Origin of the sequence: Paenibacillus amylolyticus (assembly GCF_036894225.1) — a bacterium.
In the GTDB taxonomy this organism is placed as follows: Bacteria; Bacillota; Bacilli; order Paenibacillales; family Paenibacillaceae; genus Paenibacillus; species Paenibacillus amylolyticus.
In genome coordinates this window covers 6253886-6274563 of the sequence record NZ_CP145892.1, presented here as the reverse complement: position 1 = coordinate 6274563, position 20678 = coordinate 6253886, and the positions used below count along the sequence as shown (strand labels likewise).

The window sequence follows — 20678 nt, the reverse complement described above, 5'->3', positions numbered from 1 at the left end:
CATGAATGCATCTGAAATCTTCTGGATTGTGCTTACCTGCATATTGGGCATACAGTTGCTGTTCGCTCTATGGAACGTCTCCTGTCTGCCCAAAGTGCGTTCATTCCGAGCAGACCGAATACAACCACCAGACCTGCTGGTCTCGGTGCTGATTCCAGCCAGAAATGAAAGACTACATATCGAAGGATGTCTGGAGAGTGTGCTCGCGAGCGATACATCAGGATTCCAGATGGAAGTATTGGTGCTGGATGATCGCTCCGAAGATGAGACAGCGGCCATGGTACAAGCGATTGCGGATCGGGATGCACGTGTGCGTTTGCTGCATGGCGTTGATCTTCCCGAAGGCTGGATGGGGAAATCCCATGCGTGTCACAGGCTGGTTCAGGAGGCCAAGGGAGAATGGTATATGTTCGTGGATGCGGATGTGCGTCTGGAGCCAAGTGCCATTCGGCAGACTCTTGCGGCAGGGTGTGAGCAGAGCGGGGGGCTGGTAACCGGTTTTCCTTATCAGGTAACAAAGACGTGGATGGAAAAGCTTGTTGTACCCATGATGGTCTTCACCATCATCAGTCATCTGCCCATTTTCATGATACGCAGATCATCCAGTCCGATGTTTGTGGCCGCTACGGGGGCTTTTTTGCTGATTCATCGCTCCAGTTACGAGGCTTCCGGTGGTCATGCTGCCATTCAGGCACATCTGGTGGATGACATGAGTCTCGCCAAAGCAGTCAAGCGTGCAGGTCATCCGGTGATGCTGACAGATGTGCATGATGTAACAAATACCCGCATGTATCAGAACGGTGCAGAAGTATGGAATGGATACAAGAAAAATATGTACGAAGGTATGGGGCGCAAAGACGTGCTACTTCTGGGTACGATGTTAATGTATACGCTAATGTATATTGTGCCTCCGCTGGGCTTGATTATTGGACTCATGACGGGTAGTTCGGTGTCCATTCTGTATGGATTAATAGGAACTTTATTAGGTATGGCTGTGAAAAGAGTAGCGGATCATGCTGGCGGACAACCCTGGTGGCTTGCCCTTCTGCAACCGGTCAGCATGGCCTGTGTCATTGCCATCGGACTTGCTTCTTGGCAGGCAGGCCGCTCCGGCAAGGGGTATGTATGGAAAGGTAGGCGGTACAGTTGAGAGGTAACGTCATTATTATCGGTGCAGGATTTGGAGGTCTGTCGTGTGCGATACGACTGGCTTCACAAGGTGTGCAGGTAACGATTCTGGAACGGCAGCAACACGTAGGTGGCAAGCTACAGCAGATTGAGCGGGACGGGTATCATTTTGACTGTGGACCGAGCACAATCACGATGCCATCGACCTTTCGTTCAGTCTTCGACCATGCGGGTGTAGCAATGGAAGATTACGTACAGTTATATGAGTTAGAGCCGCGCACACGTAATATTTTCGCAGATGGCACAGTGGTAGATTTGTCAGGTAATCGTGGGTGGATGAAGGAGCAGATTGCAGCGTACAGTCTGGAGGATGCAGCTCGTTATGATGCGTTTATGGATGAGTCTGCTGCACTGTATGCGGAAGCCAATCGTCATTTTCTGGGTAAGTTGTTGCTGTCTCCTTCTGACAAATACAATCTCCAAATGCTGCGCAGCTTGCTCCGCGTGCGGCCAACGGTGAAGCTGGATAAGCTGCTACGCTCGTATTTCCAACATCCGCATACGCTCGCTATGTTCGGACGGTACGCGACCTATGTGGGATCATCGCCGTATCAATCGCCTTCCATCTTTGCCATGATGGGTCATGTGGAAGCAGAGGTGGGCATCTACGGGGTCAAAGGTGGAACCTATCAACTGATCGAAGGTATGACCCGGCTGGCTCGGGAAAAAGGTGTACAGATCATTACCGGCACAGAGGTCCGGCAGATTGTTGTTCGGAATGGCAAAGTGGCAGGTGTAGACACGGATCAAGGCTTCCGAGAAGCCGATCAGGTGGTTGCCAATGGAGATGTACTTAGCATAAATCGACTGCTGCTCGCACCGGAACATCGGAAAGAAATGAGCGATGCCCGCATACGGAAGTATGAGCCATCTATTTCGGGATTTGTAACGCTGGCAGGTGTGCGAAGACAATATGATGCGCTGCTGCACCATACGGTTTTCTTCCCGGAACGTTATGAACCGGAGTTTGACCAAATTTTTCGTGAACGTAAAATGCCGGCTGATCCCACGATCTACATCTGTTACTCCGGTTATTCGGAAGCAGGCATGGCCCCGGTGGGAGCCAGTAACCTATTCATTCTAGTCAATGCCCCCTATTTGTCGAATTCATGGAATTGGGAGCAACAGACGGAACGTTACGGAGCGTTTGTGCTGGAACAATTGGCAACGCGGGGAATTACCGGGTTGAATGAATCCGATGTGCTGATCCGGTACACACCGCAAGATATCGAACGGGATACCTTGGCGCATCAAGGGTCGATCTACGGCATCTCGTCCAACTCGGTGAAGCAGACCTTTATGCGACCAGGCAACCGAAGCAAAGATGTACAAGGACTCTGGTACGTCGGCGGAACGACACATCCAGGCGGCGGAACCCCGATAGTGACATTGTCCGGACAGCTTGTTGGTGAGCAATTGGCATCGGAAATTTTGAGATAAGTTCGTTGTTCGGATGATGGAGTGGAAGTGCATTCTGTTGATCCACACCTATGTGCGTCGTCCGCGCTAACCAGAGCTTTGAAGATGCGAAAGATGATCCGTGCTTTTGCGTAGGTATAAAATAGTGGTGCTCCGGGATTTAAGTGAGACATTTGGTGTCGGGGCATCCTTTCATTAGAGGGTTTGGAACGTTATACTGGATAGAGTTAAACTGCTGAGCTGCAATGCTTATAGGATTAATGTTTTTGTCTTTTGCAAAAGACGTATATACATAGAAGTAAGGAACGGGCAGGTTATCCTGTCGATCCGCACGATTCTCACATAGGAGGTCTCATCATGAATGAACAAGAGCGAGCCGGCGAACGGCTGCTTCCCGAAGTGGCTACGGGAGAACGGAAGCTAGAGCACGTGCGCCTCTGTCTTGAGGAGAATGTGGCAGGAGAAGGGGTAACCAGCGGTATGGAGCGGTATGCGTTTCGCCATCACCCACTGCCGGAACTGGATTTTGAAGAGGTGCATCTGGAGACTTCGTTTATTGGCAAAAAAGTACGTACACCCTTGCTCATCAGTTCGATGACGGGTGGAAGCAAAACAACGGGCGCGATCAATGAGCGCCTCGCCCGAGTAGCAAACGCCAGAGGCTGGGCGCTCGGCGTAGGTTCGATCCGGGCTGCCGTGGAACAGCCGGAACTGGCGAGTACCTTCGATGTGCGGCGCTGGGCACCGGACATCCCGGTCATTGCCAACCTTGGCGCGGTGCAGCTGAACTATGGCTTTATCACGGCTGACTTCCAGCGCGCCGTAGATATTGCGGGTGCGGACATGCTCGTCCTTCACCTGAACACGTTGCAGGAAGTTTTCCAGCCGGAAGGTAACACCAACTTCAGCGGATTATTTCAGCGGATTGAAAACTTGTGTCGTGAGCTAGACGTACCTGTTGGCGTAAAAGAAGTAGGTTTTGGCATCGATGGCGTGACGGCTCAACGCCTGTATGAAGCAGGTGTCGCGTTTATCGATGTAGCCGGGGCCGGAGGTACAAGCTGGGTGCAGGTAGAGAAGTACCGCAACAATAACCCGGTACGCCGGGCAGCAGCTGAAGCTTTTGCCGACTGGGGTATTCCCACAGCGGAGTGTATTCAGGAAGTACGAGCGCTGAATCCTACTGGTGCCCTGATTGGCAGCGGTGGACTGTACACTGGCGTGGATGCGGCCAAAGCCCTCGCGCTCGGTGCGGATCTCGCTGGTTTCGGTCGATCTCTGCTCGAATCCGCAGTAGCTTCCGATGATGCGCTGAATGAGCGGCTGGAACAGGTTGAGTTTGAACTGCGTACTGTCATGTTTGGCATTGGTGCAGGTCAGATTGAGGATTTGAAGCAGACAACACGTCTGGTGGAACGGCGTTAGATAAAACCAGAGGTGAAGTCTTGCTGAACAGTTTTGACTTGTGAGAGTATGCGCTGGGCCCGATGGAGCAACTTCCGCTAACGAACCTGCAACACCTTATTTGGCAATATAGGCGTTAGTTGGGAATCTAACGAATCTCACACACGCTAATGGGTTAGAAAACTGCGATTTGCAGCGGATGACGCTAAAGAAAGAGTAAATAACGAGTCTATAGTTCGTTAGATTTTCAAAACGCAGGAAAAATGCTGAATAGTGTCTCTTGGGTTCGTTAGACTGTGAGGAAAACGTGGAAATGTTCATTGAATGGACTTGGCACTTCAACTTTGAAGTGCGACAAGTCAATTGATTAATATTGATGTATTACTTTTAGCATGTCGATAATCAACGGCATGCTTTTTTGTAATGTATAACAAGATGAAGATTTAATTCAGAGTAAAATTTTTTATTGTTTGTTAATACATTACACATTATGATTGATGAGTCTTAAGGAATGGTTTTTAATGCCTTTTCTAGGCAAAAAGACTCACTTACAACTAAGGGAAGGATGGATGGATTGATTTACGATAATTTCTAAGAGGTGATACATAACATGAAGTTCAAGAACGTATTAATTTTCATGCTAGTTATTAATTTATTGTTGGTTAATCTACTGATTTCAGGAGCAGGGACAGAAGTAGCTCATGCAAATTATGAGCCTCGTACAGATAAAATAACTACGGAGTCTTCCAAGTCGAGTGATAACTTTATAGACTCGTATAATACCAACACGACTAATACGTCTGCATCAATTGAAACAATAAGTGACACTATTACTACGTCATATTTGCCGAAACCTAACGTAACGGTAACGACAACGGAAAACTCCATAACGGTGTCTTGGGATGAAGTTCCCGGAGCAACTAAATATGCTGTTACTGTCAATCGAGAAGTTGCTATGGATAAAAATATAAGAACGTACACAATAACAAGAGTTGCACCAGATGAAACATATAGGATCGGAGTTCTCGCTTATGACGGGGAAAAATACGGAGAACAAGAGTTACTCTTCGTTAGATTGAAGGGACCTGCGCCAATCTACGATGATGCGGGTAGAATTGATTTTACGGGGAAAATTTCAGGTGGATTAGAGATTGTTAATGGTGGCTTCGCTTATGTAAACTGGGGGCTTGTGAATGGCAATGCGATCAGTCTGTTTTACAAGCAAGATGCCAATGTACTGGCTGAGGTGTACGTCAATGACGTGAAAAATACTGATCTGAACAGCCAATCCAGCTCAAGTGCTCTCATTAATGGTTTGAAACAAGGTGAGAAAAATGTGATCAAGTTAGCTTGGACGAATTCTACAGACTCCACTCAAGACTCAGTCGAGTTTATTATTACGCCTCCTGCAAAGGATGCTTATACTTTAGGAGTTTCCAAGGCGGGGTTTGGATCAGTCGTTGATCTTAAGCAATACGGTAAATGGTACCTCGTGGATAATCAAACCTTAATCTCTCAGAATACCGTTTCTAAATACATTGATACACAAGGTGATAGTGCTAGATGGAGAGTAGACCTGTATTCCAAGTTCGCAGATAGTGTGGGCTATGAACTAAATAAAATTAAAGAAGACAAGCAGTCTCCTTTTAACACGCTATGGTGGAATGTCAATGCGTTTGATACAGGGGAGTACGTTCATGGCTATTCATCTCCTGTAGGGATCGTTACCAAGGAGGATTTAGAGAAATATACAGGGGTTGTTCTAAATGATCCTAATCGTCCGAATCAGATGATATCCAGTCTGGCTTTGGCTAATCCTAATACATATGAAAATGCAAAACATGGTAATAAGGGGCCTATTTTTACGGAGATAGCCACTGGATCTGATGCATTCCCAAATAATCATATAAACTCTGTTGCAGCAGGCAGCGCGGTACAAAACTTCAAATATAAAGCCTTCTTAAAAAATAATGTGGAATTTAAAGGACAGGGGACTCCTGAAGATCCTTACGTTATTCCGACGCTAGCTGATGGGGAACCTGTGATCACGAAACTAGATAGTCCTAGATACTCCCAGTCGAGTGCTGTGGGTAATAATGCGATTCGGTTGCAGTGGCATGCAGTGGAAGGTGCTGAACAATATATTCTCAAGAGTGGTTCTGAAATTCTATATGAGGGTCCGCTTTTAGAATATGTGCATGAAGGTGTGAATTTTAATTCGATCACTAAGTATACATTAGTAGCTCGCAAAGGCGATGTTTACAGTGAAGAAGCGAAATTTACAATCGGAATTAGAAATTTTATTACATATCCACCAGATTTCCGAGCTGAAGCGCTGGATTCCACCAAAGTTAGACTTACGTGGAGCAAGGTAGACCATGCAGTAGAGTATGTGATCACCCGTAATGATCAGCCTTTGGCGGTAACCAAGTCAACTTTATACGAGGATGTAAATGTAACACCTGACACCACATACATCTATAAAGTGTTTGGCAGGGACGGAGACAACGAAGGTTCAGCTGCAGTTAAAAGTGTGAAAATTCCTAAATTGACTGAGGACGAGGCACCGAAAGGCCAAATTAACATAAGAGTCAATCGAGTGTACGATAATAGAGTGGACCTACAATGGAATCTGGTGGAGGGAGCAACCCATTATGAGATTTACCAGGATCAAGTGAGTAAAGTATGGTCAGGTCATTCAAATACGATGATAGCGTACACGCTCCAGCCAGGAAGAACATATACCTATCGGGTTGTAGCGAGTAACAAATACGGAAAGGTTGAATCTAGTACAATCGAAGTGCAGACGGCGGGCATACCTCAACCAATGAATGTGGCTCCAATGAATGCCTCGAACGCAACGATTGCCTTTGAATATCAACCTATTGAAGGAGCAGTTCATTACGTTGAACGTAATCCACAAACGAAGTACGAACCTCTAGGAAACGGTGTTTATCGTAAGACGTATTTGAATACTGCCACTGGAGAAACACGTGATGAGGGTATGGTGACTGCTGTGAACGGTAAGTTGCAGTTTAGTGAAGTGGGCGTCGAACGAAATAAATATTATGAGTATAATGTCATCGCTGTTCGTGTCAGACCTGATGGATCAGAAGAGGTCATTGGCAAGCAGACGGTTGCTGTAACAACTCCAGCAGATGGAAGTGGTGCAACGGTATATGGATATAATTATCCTATTCCTCCTTACCATAATGTTAATAATATCCCTTTCCCTAGTGCGGTTACGGGGAAAAACGACAGCATTACAATTGATACTCAAGTTGTGGGTTCAAATGGAGAAGTGAAAAATCCAGCAAGTGTTACTTTTAGAGATATAGAAAAGAGTTATGCGAAGGAGGCTATTATCTACTTGGCACAGAAGGGAATTGTCAAAGGCTATTCCGATGGTTCGTTTGGTGGACATCAAAAAGTGACGAGAGCCGAATTTGCAATCTTCTTAAAACGAGCCCTTGGATATAATTCTGTGGTTCCTTATATTAATGAATTCAACGATGTTCAATCTAACTCTTGGTACTATTCGGAGATAACTCCTGCATTACAACAAGGTATACTTAAAGGATTCAGTGATGGTTCGCTTAGACCGAATGTGGACGTTACGAGAGAAGAAGCATCAAGTATGATTGAGAACGTAATGAAAAAACAAGGTTATGTATTATCATCATTCACACTTTACGATGACAACCAAATGATCTCCAATTGGGCTAGAAATAGTATCAGTCTTGTAACTCAAGAATCTGTTATGAAAGGATACCCCGATCGGAAGTTTATGCCTAAAAAGCAGCTAACCCGACAGGAGGCTGCAATGATAATCTATAACCTATTGCATAGCAAGAAGTAAAAGGCCCGTAAAGTTCTTTTTACTAACTTTTAACGGTGATAAACGATGTTGAAATAAAATAGGACCCTAACATGCAATCTTCCTAAAGGGAGATTGCATGTTTATTTGATGATTGACTGATCTACCTTTTACATACATTCTTCTTTCACGGTGACATTCTCATTGGTTACAGTGACGTAGGAATTGCCGGACAAGTATTCCGTATAACCGCAAACCGTTTTGTTATAGGTTTTTCCGCGACTGTCCGTGAACGCCAAGGAGACGACCCCCTCCCCGGAACGTTTCAGTTGCGGGGCGAATTTCACGTTTGCTCCGCTGGGAATATCCTTGTCGAATATGTAGGTGGAGCCACTCTCGTTGTTGTTAAACGAGTTGTCGCCTTGAACCAGGCTGGCCTGAATATGGGTGAGGTCATAGTCGGACTGATTGTGGATCGTGATTCTTAAGTGGCGAAAGGGATCCATTGCATTCAGAAAGCTCATAAAAGCGACTATGGCGATTCCGAGTATGATAGCGGATAAGATAATCATTTTCTTTTTGGAGAATCGGCGACGTGTGTTCAATAAGATCCACTCCTTTCCTATGAGGTATAAACGATGGGATGAGATCAAAAGTTTTGATTAAAATGGATAAATATGAAAATTGAAAACCGAATCGTCAGAATAACTTTATGCGCTAAGCGGAAGAACAGGATACAATAAGATACTAGTAGTGCAAAAAGGACTGCACAGAGATGATACATAATTAAGATCACTCGAAATAAGGAGGTAAACAACATGGAACTTTCTCCAATGAATCAGGAAGATTATTCGAGTTTTTGCATTCGATCGATTAAGGATTTTGCACAGGAAAAAGTAGAAGCGGGTACCTGGGCTGAGGAAGAGGCGCAGCGACTGGCGGAGGAATCTTATGAACGTTATCTGCCAGAAGGCTTGAACACACCCGGAGCATATCTCTACAATCTGGTGCATCCTGTGGACGGAAATGTAGGGTATATCTGGTTTAATATCACGGATAATCGTCGTGGAAAAGATGCTTTTTTGCTGGATATCGTGGTTGAAGAAGTGCACCGTGGTAAGGGATACGGAACAGAGACAATGCAGGCGCTTGAACAGACGGCCTTGAGTCTTGGCGTGGATCGCATTGGTTTGCATGTCTTTGGACATAATGTGCGGGCGAGCAGCCTATATCGCAAGATGGGATATGAGGTAACGGATCTAACCATGTACAAGGAAATAAAAGGGTAAACCTAATAGCGGATATTCTAGGCAAAACTTAAGATCTGCGCAAAACGAATTATCCGCAGTAACCGGGGATTTCGGGAAGCGTATGGGACTCTGGTCGAATTGGCGAAGTTCCTTGATGCCTTGAGGTTTGTCATATATAATGTATAGGATTATCCATACCGAACAAGTAATCAATGAGGAGTTGTCATATACATGGCTTTGAAAGCTGGAATCGTGGGTTTGCCTAACGTTGGTAAATCTACATTGTTTAACGCAATTACACAAGCAGGTGCCGAATCGGCAAACTATCCGTTCTGTACAATTGACCCTAACGTGGGGATTGTTGAAGTACCGGATGAGCGTCTGGACAAACTGACAGAACTCGTTGTACCTAAGAAAACAGTACCAACGGCGTTTGAGTTTGTAGATATCGCTGGTCTTGTTCGCGGTGCGAGCAAAGGCGAAGGTCTTGGTAACAAGTTCCTTGCTCACATTCGTGAAGTAGATGCAATTGTACACGTGGTACGTTGCTTTGTAGATGAGAACATCACACACGTCGACGGTAAAATTGACCCGGTGAGCGACATCCAGACGATCAATCTGGAGCTGATCCTGGCCGATATCGAGAGTGTTGAGAAGAAAATCGATCGCTCCAAGAAAAACATGAAGGGCGGCAACAAGACTGCCTCTCAAGAAGTAGAAGTATTGGAGAGAGTGAAGGCTGTTCTGTACGATGACAAGCCGGCACGCAGCATGGAACTTACGGATGATGAGCTTCTGATCGTGCGCGATCTGCACTTGCTTACCTTGAAGCCTGTTCTGTACGCAGCCAATGTAGCTGAGGACGAAATCGGCGACGTGGCGAACAATGCTTACGTGCAAAAAGTAAGAGAATTCGCAGCTGCTGAGAACGCAGAAGTGGTGCCGATCAGTGCGAAGGTTGAAGAAGAGATTTCTGAGCTGGAAGGCGAAGATAAACAAATGTTCCTGGAAGAACTCGGTATCGAGGATTCCGGTCTGAACCTGTTGATCAAAGCGGCTTACAAATTGCTCGGTCTGTACACATACTTCACAGCAGGTGTACAGGAAGTTCGTGCGTGGACAATCCGCAAAGGTACCAAAGCGCCTGGCGCAGCGGGTGTCATTCACACCGACTTCGAACGTGGATTCATCCGTGCAGAAGTGGTTTCCTACGACGATCTGGTTGCAGCGGGTTCCATGAACGGTGCCAAAGAGCGCGGACAACTTCGTCTTGAAGGTAAAGAGTACGTTGTAAATGACGGCGACGTTATGCACTTCCGTTTCAACGTATAAGTTGTTACTCGTTTATATTTAGATTCAATAACCAAAACCCTACGATCTTCTTGTGAAGATTGTAGGGTTTTTAGTATCGATGTAAGGGGCCACCTCAATCGTAATGTACTTATGTACGCTCAATTCATACGAGGTTTGCTTAGTTACCAACAATAGTCTTGAAAGAATAGTGTTCTTTATTTATATCAAACGAATCCGCAAGCATTCTTTCGCCATTTCTAGCTTGATTAAGAAGATCGGGGTCTAATTCAGCTATGAGCAACTCAACGTTGTCTTGCGAGGCATCAATTATATTATCACCTAGAGGGTTCCATACACCGCTATGTCCACACGTATCCCAGACTCCGGTTGTTCCAACGTGATTACACATCGCTGTAAATATCGTATTATCCAGAGCGCGGGCAGGAAACCATACTCGTGACTCTTTGTACCCCATTCCTTTACTAAAAAGAGAGCTACTCATATATAAATGACAGCCATTTTGTGCTAAAAGACGAGAATGTTCAGGGAAACCTGCGTCATAACAGATGGCCATCCCAATATTCCAGCCCTTTAATTTAATGATGACCTGCTCATTATTGGTTGAGAACATTTCTTTCTCCGTTTGAAATAAATGAGACTTGTCATAAACACCCACTTCATGTCCATTGGAATCTATTATAACTGAAGAGATGAACACATCCTCGCCTCTTATTACAGGGGTTCCGATGATTGACCAAATGCCGTACTTTTTGCATGCTTGACGCAACTTATCAATCCTCGCATCATTAATGGAGAGTGTATATTCAGTTACATTGGATTCTACGATTTCTGGCACATATCCCGTCAGATATTTTTCTGGAAACATGATAATATCGGCGTGCTCTTTTCCAGCTTCTTCAATCATCTCATAAGCCCTATTAACGTTCTCTTCAATATTTCCGTCGATCGAAGAACATTGTGCCAAAGCAATCTTTAATTTTTCTGTTGGAAAAACAGCTGGTGTTAAGTTCATAGCATCCATTCCCTCCTAAACTAAAATATCAAAACTATGAATTATAGAGCCCTTGTATATATTTTACAACATCAGAAATAAACTTGAATGATCTATTTGTTACAAACATTCTCGGTAGGCGAATCCATCAGCGGAATGACAACGAGTGAAAGTTGAGAAAATTGAATTATAAAAATTAGTTCATCCGCATGCGGAACAGTTACTATTCAGAACCATAAGAATATGCTATAATTAAGAGTCGTATACCACGTTAAAATTCGCGCTTGAACAGATGAGCTTAAGCGAGTTTCATACAGGGTACGCGATTTCTTGATTTCACTTTAAAAGTAAAGGATTTGATGACGTTGTAGCGATGTTATACGTCGATCATACAGGAATGTGAATACATGCTGCGGTCAGGGGATTCGGTGAGAATCCTGTGCGTTGTGGAATATAGATTATAGATGTTATGAATAATGAAACCGAAATAATTATTAAAAACGATATTTGCATGGACAAAATAATGTGTGAGGTGACTATACATGTTGGATAAATTACAGGCGTTAGCCGACCGTTATGACAAGTTGAGTGAGCTTTTGTGTGACCCGGATGTGGCAAGTGACAACAAAAAGTTGCGGGAATATTCCAAAGAACAATCTGATCTGCAACCGACTTATGAAGCGTACAATGAGTACAAACAGGTAAGTGAGGATCTGGATGCCGCCAAGGAAATGCAGGGTGAGAAACTGGATGATGAGATGCGTGAAATGGTCAAAATGGAAATTGACGAACTAAGCACTCGCCAGAAGGAACTGGACGAATTGATTCGTGTACTCATGCTGCCAAAAGATCCGAATGACGACAAAAACGTTATTGTTGAGATTCGCGGAGCAGCTGGTGGAGATGAGGCAGCGTTGTTTGCAGCAGATCTGTATCGGATGTACACACGTTATGCAGATGCACAAGGCTGGCGTGTAGAGCTGATGGACGTTAACACAAATGATCTCGGTGGGTTCAAAGAGGTTGTTTTCCTGATCAACGGACGCGGCGCTTATAGCAAAATGAAATACGAAAGCGGCGCACACCGTGTGCAGCGTATTCCAACAACTGAGTCAGGCGGACGTATTCATACGTCAACTTCAACGGTTGCGGTTATGCCTGAAGCCGAAGATTTTGATATTGAAATTCATGACAAAGACATCCGTGTTGATACGTTCTGTTCCAGTGGTGCAGGTGGACAATCGGTTAATACCACGAAATCCGCAGTACGGGTAACACACGTTCCAACGGGAATCGTGGCGACATGTCAGGATGGAAAATCACAGAACTCCAACAAGGAAAAAGCGTTGCAGGTTCTGCGTACACGTATCTTCGATATGAAACGTATGGAAGAGGAAGCAAAGATCTCTGTTGAGCGGAAGAGCAAAGTGGGAACGGGCGACCGCAGTGAGCGTATTCGTACGTACAACTTCCCGCAAAGCCGTGTGACGGATCACCGTATCGGCCTGACGATGCACAAGCTGGATCAGATCATGAACGGGGAGATTGAAGATATCTTGTCTGCACTGACAATTGCTCAGCAGACCGAGTTGATGGATAGAGGAGAATAATCTGTGACCCGCGCGCAGTTTGTCATGACGCCGGAACAGAGCTGTCGGGAAGCCTTCGTGGAGGCTTCCTCTTTTTTGGAGAAGTGCGGCGTGTACGAGCCGCAAAACAATGCCCGGCTGCTGTTGGAACATGTACTCGGCGTCTATGGCGCCCAGTACTACATGATGCAGCCGGAGCCTTTTCCCAGCGATCATCGCAGCCGCTGGGAGGACGCCGTCACGCGCAAGGCTGCGGGTGAGCCGGCGCAATACATTATCGGCAGCCAGGAATTTTATGGGCTGCCGTTCGAGGTCACGCCGGCCGTGCTGATTCCACGGCCGGAGACCGAGCTGTTGGTCGAGGCTGTGCTACGCGAAGCCGACCGCGTGTTTCCCGACGGCGCTCCGCTCGCCGTCGATATCGGCACGGGCAGTGGCGCCATCGCGGTGACGATGGCTTCACTGCGCCCGCGCTGGCGGGTTGGCGCCGGGGATCTCTCGGCGGCTGCCCTGCAAGTGGCCGCGCGGAACGCGGCCGCGAACGGGGTACAGATCGACTTCCGTGAAGGCGATCTGCTGGCCCCGTTCGCCGGGGCACGGGTGGACATCCTGGTGTCCAACCCGCCATACATCCCGGCGGCTGATATCGCCGGGTTGCAACAAGAGGTGCGCGATCATGAACCGCGCATGGCACTGGACGGCGGTCCGGACGGGCTTGCACCGTACCGTATCATGCTGGAGCAGTTGGCGCTGTTGCCTGCGCCGCCGCAGATCATTGGTTTTGAGCTGGGCCAAGGGCAGGCTCGCGACATCGCAGCTTTGCTTGAAACGGCGGGACATTGGCCGGAAATTATCATTGTACCGGACCTTGCCGGAATCGAGCGGCATGTCCTGGGTGTTCGTACTTCGGAACAGGTGACGAAAATGTAAGGTTCCGCGGGTTTTCTTTTTGCCGTGAAATCCTCTACAATGAGATATACCGAAGATTTCTGAATGCTTGGGGGAACATAATTACATGCTGCACAAATTTAAAAAGATAGACTATTCTATTGTCTTTATACTCGTTATTCTGATGGGTATCAGTATTTTATCGATTTACAGTACAACGTTTGGTCGTCCGAGATGGGAATCCTACCCTCAAAAGGCAGGGATTTTCTATATTATAGGTTTCATCGTATTCTTCGGAATGTCCATGATTAACTATAAAGTGATCATCAAAAACTATTTATATATCTACGGTGTGGGCTTACTGCTACTCGTTATCGTTAACTTTTTCGGTGTTACGTATTATGGAGCCCAAGGCTGGTTATCCATATTTGGCCTGAGTTTGCAGCCTGCGGAATTATTTAAGTTGTGTTTAATCGTTTTCCTGTCTGCTCTGCTTGCGAGAAAGAAAAACAGACCCTTATTCTTCGGGCGTGATGTCATTCCGATCGCACTGTGCGTTTTGCCTCCTTTGTTGTTGGTTCTGCTTCAAAATGACTTGGGGAATGCTTTGAGTTATGTAGTCATTCTTGTCGGTCTGTTGTGGATTGGCAATGTGAAATTCAGCCATGCACTGATTGGTTTCGTGATTGCTGTTGCTGCCTTTATTGGTGGAACACAGGCCTATATTCATTATCATGATGAAGTTGCCAATTTCCTCAAAGATATTGGACGTGCTCACTGGGCTGAGCGGTTTGACCCTTGGCTCGTGCCAGAACAGACATCCAGAGATGTATTGTGGCAGACCTATAATGCCAAGTTAGCCATCGGTTCCGGAGGAATCAGTGGTAAGGGGTATCTCGAAGGTACGACAATCCAGTCCAATCGAGTACCGCTCGCATATGCGGATTCCATCTTTGTGCAGATTGGTGAAGAATTCGGTTTTGTTGGAGCATCGGTATTGTTACTGCTCTACTTTATTCTGATTCACAGGCTGGTGTTGATCGCACTGGAGTGCAAAGATCGGGCTGGGCCGTACCTGATTGTAGGTATTATTTCGATGCTTCTCTATCAGATTTTTGTTAATATTGGTCCGTTTATCGGTCTGATGCCATTAACAGGGATCACACTTCCATTTATCAGTTTCGGCGGTACCTCTCTTGTGCTCAACATGCTTAGTATGGGTGTTGTCATGAGTATTAAAGTTCATACGGAAGAAAATGAAGATATCCTGGGTTCGTCAGAACAACTCAGTATCACTGAGATGGTCATGAAGTTGTTCAGACGGAAGCAGTCGCAGCAAGAGCAATAACTCTCGTGAACAGAACGTAAGATATATGTGTATAAGCGTAAATAACGATATAACTATTAAACCCTGGAACAGACCAACCCAAGTTACAATGGGTGGATGTTTTGGGGTTTTTATTGTTTTTAGAGTGTGAGTCGGGCCATTGAATGGTTTAATAGTCATCCTGAAGCATCCAGATTTCCATTTTATCATCCATTTTTATACAATGGTAATATTGAGTTCAATTGGAAATGATAGAATGCTAGATTTCAGGGGGATGGACAGCGTCATGTTGAGAATGTTGAAAAAGATGGACGGTGTGATTCTTTTTGTAATGCTGTTGCTCATGATTATTAGTGTATTTGCGATTTATAGCGGAACGCAGACAGATGCCAACCTGGCGAATCATCATGTCAAAACGATGTATTTCTATGTGGCCGGGTTCATTGCGGTGCTTGTGATCGGGCTTGTGAATTACAAGTTATACGTGAAATATGCGTTTTATTTGTATGGCTTGGGGATCATACTACTGATCCTGGCCAATGTCCTGGGAAGTTCAATCAATAACGCCAACGGTTGGCTGAAGCTTGGCGAAAACTTTTCTTTTCAACCGGCAGAGTTGTTCAAGATGATTCTGATTTTGTTCCTCGCCCATTTGATCGTGAAGAGACAACGAGGCACGCTGAAATTTTGGAGAGATATTGTGCCGATTGGCTGTTGGACGTTTATTCCGTTTGCCCTTGTTATGGCTCAGAATGATTTGGGGAATGCGCTGGGGTATGTAGTAATTTTGGCTGCGGTATTCTGGATCGGGAATATGAGGCTGAAGCACGCATTGATTGCACTGGCAATTGTGGGAGTGGCGTTCTTTGGTTTTGTTAAAGCCTATACCTTCTACCATGATGAAGTATTCACTTTTCTTGAGAAGATAAAACGTGAGCATTGGGCAGAGCGGATTGATCCCTGGCTTGTACCGGAAAAAGCTACCTCCAAAGCTTCCTGGCATACAAAAAATGCAGGTTTAGCCATCGGTTCAGGGGGCATCATCGGCAAAGGTTATTTGCAAGGAACATCCGTTCAGAGTGGACGAGTCCCCTATACGTATTCTGATTCCATTTTTGTCGTGATCGCAGAGGAGTTTGGGTTTGTTGGTGCATCCGTACTGATTCTGTTGTACTTTATCCTGATCCACCGCATGGTGCTGATTGCTCTGGCATGCAGAGATCGCGCGGGACCCGTCATCATTGTAGGTATTATCGGAATGTTGTTGTATCAGGTGTTTGAGAACGTGGGGGCGTTCCTCGGACTGATGCCACTCACAGGTATTACGTTACCGTTCATCAGTTACGGCGGCACCTCTTTGCTTATTAATATGGCTTGCATCGGTGTAGTCATGAGCATTAAGTTGTACGGGCAAGAAGAGGAGGATGAACTTCTGATGGGAGAGCAGCAACCCCGGTTGTCGGAACGTTTATGGAATATGCTCAAGAAAGAGAAAAGTGCTGTGTAACTGTTGAGTCGGTGTAGGTGAAAAGTAAAGCGGTGAGACGTATAACGTGATCGTTTATAGGAATGAAGAGGTTGATTTGCCCTGTAACCAGGTGCGGATCAGCCTTTTTAACATGATGGGTGAGAAAGTGTAAATCATAGAAACGATTTAGTAGATTTATTGCAAATGCTAGGTTTACTTCCGTCTCTACCGGGCATACTGATAGACATGAGAGAGTTGCAGGTAGCGTGATCAGAGAGCCGAGGGGGAGAACGGAATGAGCAGAAGAATTGTAAAGCAAATTGGACTTATTATTGTATGTCTTATGTTGATTATCATGATGTGGGAAGGTCAGAAAACGGATGCAGCTGTGGCGGCCACAGCAATTCCAGAACAATCGATTCGCTTGCGTATTCTAGCAAACTCGGATGCACCGGGAGATCAATTGGTGAAACGCGAGATTCGGGATGCTGTCGTTGCTCAGATGGGCGAGTGGGTAGCCGAACTGGAGAATCCGCAAAGTCTGGATGAAGCGCGCAAGGTTATTCGTGAGCATTTGTCCGAGATTGAGAATAGAGTAGGAGAAGAGTTGGCCAGTCGCGGTTTAAATTATGAGTATCAGGTGGAGCTGGGTTCCGTTCCGTTCCCGACCAAGCTGTATGGGGGTACCGTCTATCCTGCCGGAGATTATGAAGCGGTTCGGATCACGCTGGGCGAAGGCAAAGGTCAGAACTGGTGGTGTGTGTTGTTCCCGCCGTTGTGTTTCATTGATGCAGGGACCGGGGATGCACTGGCGAAAACTTCAACCGTATCAGCCGCAGCGGCTGAACCAAGAGATGTAGAGGCATCTGTGCAGGGAGACACACCGGAAGCGAGATTCTTTCTGTGGGATATGGCTGTGAAACTGTGGAGTTGGGTAACTGGATTGTTCGCATAACAACGTATTTATAAAATAGTAGAGGGCGACTTCGATTCAGGAAGCTGCCCTTTTGATATGAATTAGTGGTGAAATTCCGAGCGATGTATGAAGGGCATCCGAGTTGGGACAGGTATGTTATAATTACTTATAGTGCGTGTTCAAAAAGTCTGGTTTTTCAGTACCAAGAAGATGGAATGGAGTAGCGGAGCGTAGGAAAATTACGTGAGCAACCAAAATGTTTTCTTCGGAAAAATACTTCGTAAGCCTACCGCTTATTTCGGCTGAATTTCATATTCGACGTTGATGATGCCGCTAGGCATCTATCGTAATCAAAAGCGTACTTTTTGAACAACCTCTTATATTGAATATGGATATGAACTAACCTACTTGAAGTTTAGGAATGATGATATATGAGCAGAGAAAACGAACCAGTGCAACACACCTCTGAGATGAGGGATGGTAGAGAAGACCGTGATACGAAAGCTCCGGGAGAGCTGGTCACTGAGATGTGGGATGTACGCGTCTTGGTGAGCGCTGAGAACGATCACGGATTGGGTAATATTGAAATGTTGGATGTGAAAAAGGGGAGCGCCGATCAACAGGCGCTCGCCGACTTGCAGGCTGCCGCAGCCTGCATTCGTCAAGGTCAGACGGTGGCCTTTCCGACCGAGACGGTCTATGGCTTGGGTGCTGATGCGCGTAGCACAGCAGCCGTGGAGGCTGTATTTGTCGCTAAAGGCCGACCTTCCGACAATCCACTGATTGTGCATATCGCGCACCGTGACCAGTTGGATACGCTGGTCACGGAAGTGAATGAAACGGCGGAAGCGCTGATGGCGGCCTTCTGGCCAGGACCACTGACGCTGGTGCTGCCGGTTAGGCCGGGTGCGGTATCCCCGCGTGTCACCGCCGGTCTGGACACGGTGGCCGTGCGCATGCCGGACCATCCGGTGGCCTTGCAGTTGATCGCGGCGGCGGCATGCCCTGTGGCTGCGCCAAGCGCCAACCGCTCCGGGCGGCCAAGCCCGACACTCGCGTCTCATGTACGCGAGGATCTGGATGGCCGCATCGGCGGCATTGTGGACGGCGGCCCCACCGGGGTGGGCGTCGAGTCCACGGTTGTGCAGGTCGGTGACGACGGTACCGTCACCATCCTGCGCCCTGGCGGCATTACGGCGGAACAACTGTCCGCCGTTGCCGCCCGTGTCGCCACGGACCCCGCGCTACTCGCGGAGGGGGCCGATGGCGTGGGCAGCCCGGCGCCGCGCTCGCCGGGCATGAAGTACACGCACTACGCACCCGCAGGGGCGCTGTGCGTGGTAGAGGGGCCGCCCGCAGCGGTGGCGGCCTGGATCAGCGCCGCCCTCGCAGAGGCGGCGCAGCGCGGAGAGCGCACCGCTGTGCTGGCGTTCGCCGAGCACGCGGAGCAGTACCGCGCCGATGCCGTGTTCTCGCTGGGTGACGCCAGCGAGCTGGAAGAAGCAGCGCGCCGGCTATACGCCGCGCTGCGCAGTTGCGATGAGCAAGGCGCCACATATATTGTGGCTGAAGCCTGCTCACGCGAAGGGCTGGGAGCAGCCGTCATGAATCGGATGCTCAAGGCTGCGGGGAACCAACTCATACAAGTTGGCAACCAGCAACCCTCATAACCTCTCCTGATCATACAGTCAGGAGAGCTGCTCACTCTTTTTCCAAAACAAAATCAAGATTCTATAAAGCCGGCATCTGACCAGAGATCCGTCCCCGTTTGCCTTTCATCGGTCATGTTTAGGTCCTTGTCCGCATATCGTGTACAAGAACCTTTACGTGACTTGGGGGTATGGGGATGTGGGATGTGTCTGCCCATGTGGGGCAGTTGGTAACCATTTTGATCATGGCTATTGCGCTTGGCCTCGATGCGTTCTCACTCGGGATCGGAATTGGCATGAAGGGCATTCGGCTGCGGGATGTATTGCGAATCAGTATTGTAACGGCTCTATTTCATATCATCATGCCCCTCATCGGCATGTATATGGGCAAATACGTCAGCTCCCTGCTCGGTGACATTACGACGTATGCGGCAGGTGGATTGCTTGTTTTGCTGGGTGCTCATATGATTCTGAATGCATTCCGTGAAGGCGATACAAAGCTGGTGGACCACCGTTCCCTGCTCGGCGTTGTTTTGTTCTCCCTCAGCGTAAGTGTGGATTCATTCTCCGTTGGCGTATCCTTAGGGATGTTCAGCAGTGATCTGATCTTAACTGTACTTGCTTTCGGTGTGTGTGGCGGGGTGATGTCGGTTATGGGTCTGCTATTAGGCCGTCGGGTGAGCCAGAATCTCGGGGATTACGGCGAAGCAATTGGTGGCGCAATCTTGCTTGCGTTTGGACTTTTGTTTATATTTTAGAATAAAACTTGAGATATCATATCATTCGCATCATATGTAAAATGGGGAGGCTAACACAATGAAACATATTTTATTCGTATGTACAGGAAATACGTGCCGCAGCCCCATGGCAGAGGGGCTTTTGCGAAAACTGGCATCGGAGCGCGGCATTCAGGTAGAGGTTCGCTCCGCAGGCGTGGCAGCAACGTCGGGTATGCCGATCTCCCGACATGCTGAAGCAGTTTTGAGAGATCATAACGTTGAAGGTCCACCTCATTCCACACAGCTTAGCTCTAACCTGGTAGGTTGGGCCGATCTGGTTCTTACATTAACACGGAGTCATAAGCAACATGTCATGCAGGTTTTTCCCGATTCAGTCCACAAAACGTATACATTGAAAGAATATGTGGAGGATGATGAACAGGTATTAAGTGATGTTCAGGAGTTGGACAGCCTGTTTGCAACGCTTGAGATGAAACGTGCCCTTGGGCAAGAAATCCTGGCATCGGAGCGTGAGCGAGCCATTGAGATCAGACAACGAATTCCAAGTTTCGACATCTCCGATCCTTTTGGGGGAAGTCGTGATGATTACAATATAGCTGCAGCTGAGATTCGGACGGCATTGGACCGGCTTTTGGATAAGCTGGGATAAATCTGATCCTGCGAGGCAGGTTATACAAATAGGACACGTGATGTAAATTAACCGTTGATTTTAGCCGCG

Annotated in this window: 16 protein-coding genes; 14 read left to right on the top strand and 2 right to left on the bottom strand. The window is 47.1% G+C overall.

Annotation, left to right across the window (positions count from 1 at the left end):
• The first annotated feature begins 1 nt into the window (after position 1).
• From V6668_RS27675 to V6668_RS27660, 4 genes are all read left to right on the top strand, one after another.
• The gene (locus V6668_RS27675; RefSeq protein ID WP_338707179.1) at positions 2-1150 is read left to right on the top strand and encodes a glycosyltransferase family 2 protein; all 1149 of its coding nucleotides are present in this window, start codon (positions 2-4) and stop codon (positions 1148-1150) included.
• Positions 1147-2628, top strand: coding sequence for a phytoene desaturase family protein (locus tag V6668_RS27670; RefSeq protein WP_338707178.1), 1482 nt, complete (start codon positions 1147-1149; stop codon positions 2626-2628). The genes V6668_RS27675 and V6668_RS27670 overlap by 4 nt, the downstream gene beginning before the upstream one ends.
• A gap of 336 nt (positions 2629-2964) precedes the next feature.
• Entirely contained in the window at positions 2965-4032 is a 1068-nt protein-coding gene (gene fni / locus V6668_RS27665) for a type 2 isopentenyl-diphosphate Delta-isomerase (protein ID WP_338707177.1), read from the top strand.
• 589 nt (positions 4033-4621) lie between these two features.
• Positions 4622-7870, top strand: coding sequence for an S-layer homology domain-containing protein (locus V6668_RS27660; RefSeq protein WP_076319228.1), 3249 nt, complete (start codon positions 4622-4624; stop codon positions 7868-7870).
• A 128-nt stretch (positions 7871-7998) separates the two neighbouring features.
• Here V6668_RS27660 and V6668_RS27655 read toward each other — a convergent pair whose 3' ends face one another.
• Positions 7999-8433: a hypothetical protein gene (locus V6668_RS27655; protein WP_036612598.1), complete on the bottom strand. Its 435-nt coding sequence runs from the start codon at positions 8431-8433 to the stop codon at positions 7999-8001.
• Between the two features lie 213 nt (positions 8434-8646).
• On the opposite strand from V6668_RS27655, the gene V6668_RS27650 reads away from it, so the two are divergent.
• On the top strand, positions 8647-9117 hold the full coding sequence (locus V6668_RS27650; protein WP_036612595.1) for a GNAT family N-acetyltransferase: 471 nt from the start codon (positions 8647-8649) through the stop codon (positions 9115-9117).
• A gap of 192 nt (positions 9118-9309) precedes the next feature.
• Positions 9310-10410 carry a redox-regulated ATPase YchF gene (gene ychF, locus V6668_RS27645; protein ID WP_017691917.1) on the top strand — a complete coding sequence of 367 codons (1101 nt, stop codon included), beginning with the start codon at positions 9310-9312 and terminating at the stop codon, positions 10408-10410.
• Between the two features lie 139 nt (positions 10411-10549).
• On the opposite strand, the gene V6668_RS27640 is transcribed toward ychF, so the two are convergent.
• Positions 10550-11404: a carbon-nitrogen hydrolase family protein gene (locus V6668_RS27640; protein WP_076319227.1), complete on the bottom strand. Its 855-nt coding sequence runs from the start codon at positions 11402-11404 to the stop codon at positions 10550-10552.
• 521 nt (positions 11405-11925) lie between these two features.
• On the opposite strand from V6668_RS27640, the gene prfA reads away from it, so the two are divergent.
• The 8 genes from prfA (at position 11926) to V6668_RS27600 (ending at position 20609) form a co-directional block, all read left to right on the top strand.
• Positions 11926-12993 carry a peptide chain release factor 1 gene (gene prfA, locus V6668_RS27635; protein ID WP_076319226.1) on the top strand — a complete coding sequence of 356 codons (1068 nt, stop codon included), beginning with the start codon at positions 11926-11928 and terminating at the stop codon, positions 12991-12993.
• Positions 12994-13017: 24 nt separating this feature from the next.
• Positions 13018-13902: a peptide chain release factor N(5)-glutamine methyltransferase gene (gene prmC / locus V6668_RS27630; RefSeq protein WP_083669852.1), complete on the top strand. Its 885-nt coding sequence runs from the start codon at positions 13018-13020 to the stop codon at positions 13900-13902.
• 85 nt (positions 13903-13987) lie between these two features.
• On the top strand, positions 13988-15208 hold the full coding sequence (locus V6668_RS27625; RefSeq protein ID WP_076319224.1) for an FtsW/RodA/SpoVE family cell cycle protein: 1221 nt from the start codon (positions 13988-13990) through the stop codon (positions 15206-15208).
• A gap of 265 nt (positions 15209-15473) precedes the next feature.
• Entirely contained in the window at positions 15474-16694 is a 1221-nt protein-coding gene (locus V6668_RS27620; protein WP_338707175.1) for an FtsW/RodA/SpoVE family cell cycle protein, read from the top strand.
• 256 nt (positions 16695-16950) lie between these two features.
• Entirely contained in the window at positions 16951-17610 is a 660-nt protein-coding gene (spoIIR, locus tag V6668_RS27615) for a stage II sporulation protein R (protein WP_338707174.1), read from the top strand.
• Positions 17611-18041: 431 nt separating this feature from the next.
• Positions 18042-19241, top strand: coding sequence for an L-threonylcarbamoyladenylate synthase (locus tag V6668_RS27610; protein ID WP_370739106.1), 1200 nt, complete (start codon positions 18042-18044; stop codon positions 19239-19241).
• A gap of 176 nt (positions 19242-19417) precedes the next feature.
• Positions 19418-19978 carry a manganese efflux pump MntP family protein gene (locus V6668_RS27605; RefSeq protein WP_076209792.1) on the top strand — a complete coding sequence of 187 codons (561 nt, stop codon included), beginning with the start codon at positions 19418-19420 and terminating at the stop codon, positions 19976-19978.
• Between the two features lie 58 nt (positions 19979-20036).
• Positions 20037-20609 carry a low molecular weight protein arginine phosphatase gene (locus V6668_RS27600; RefSeq protein ID WP_036612575.1) on the top strand — a complete coding sequence of 191 codons (573 nt, stop codon included), beginning with the start codon at positions 20037-20039 and terminating at the stop codon, positions 20607-20609.
• Positions 20610-20678 lie beyond the last annotated feature (69 nt).

Excerpts from the sequence above, each read along its gene's own strand:
- V6668_RS27675 (WP_338707179.1), top strand. The coding sequence starts at position 2 with ATGAATGCATCTGAAATCTTCTGGATTGTGCTTACCTGCATATTGGGC.
- fni (WP_338707177.1), top strand. The coding sequence starts at position 2,965 with ATGAATGAACAAGAGCGAGCCGGCGAACGGCTGCTTCCCGAAGTGGCT.
- V6668_RS27660 (WP_076319228.1), top strand. The coding sequence starts at position 4,622 with ATGAAGTTCAAGAACGTATTAATTTTCATGCTAGTTATTAATTTATTG.
- V6668_RS27650 (WP_036612595.1), top strand. The coding sequence starts at position 8,647 with ATGGAACTTTCTCCAATGAATCAGGAAGATTATTCGAGTTTTTGCATT.
- ychF (WP_017691917.1), top strand. The coding sequence starts at position 9,310 with ATGGCTTTGAAAGCTGGAATCGTGGGTTTGCCTAACGTTGGTAAATCT.
- V6668_RS27640 (WP_076319227.1), bottom strand. The coding sequence starts at position 11,404 with ATGAACTTAACACCAGCTGTTTTTCCAACAGAAAAATTAAAGATTGCT.
- prfA (WP_076319226.1), top strand. The coding sequence starts at position 11,926 with ATGTTGGATAAATTACAGGCGTTAGCCGACCGTTATGACAAGTTGAGT.
- prmC (WP_083669852.1), top strand. The coding sequence starts at position 13,018 with ATGACGCCGGAACAGAGCTGTCGGGAAGCCTTCGTGGAGGCTTCCTCT.
- V6668_RS27625 (WP_076319224.1), top strand. The coding sequence starts at position 13,988 with ATGCTGCACAAATTTAAAAAGATAGACTATTCTATTGTCTTTATACTC.
- V6668_RS27620 (WP_338707175.1), top strand. The coding sequence starts at position 15,474 with ATGTTGAGAATGTTGAAAAAGATGGACGGTGTGATTCTTTTTGTAATG.
- spoIIR (WP_338707174.1), top strand. The coding sequence starts at position 16,951 with ATGAGCAGAAGAATTGTAAAGCAAATTGGACTTATTATTGTATGTCTT.
- V6668_RS27610 (WP_370739106.1), top strand. The coding sequence starts at position 18,042 with ATGAGGGATGGTAGAGAAGACCGTGATACGAAAGCTCCGGGAGAGCTG.
- V6668_RS27605 (WP_076209792.1), top strand. The coding sequence starts at position 19,418 with ATGTGGGATGTGTCTGCCCATGTGGGGCAGTTGGTAACCATTTTGATC.
- V6668_RS27600 (WP_036612575.1), top strand. The coding sequence starts at position 20,037 with ATGAAACATATTTTATTCGTATGTACAGGAAATACGTGCCGCAGCCCC.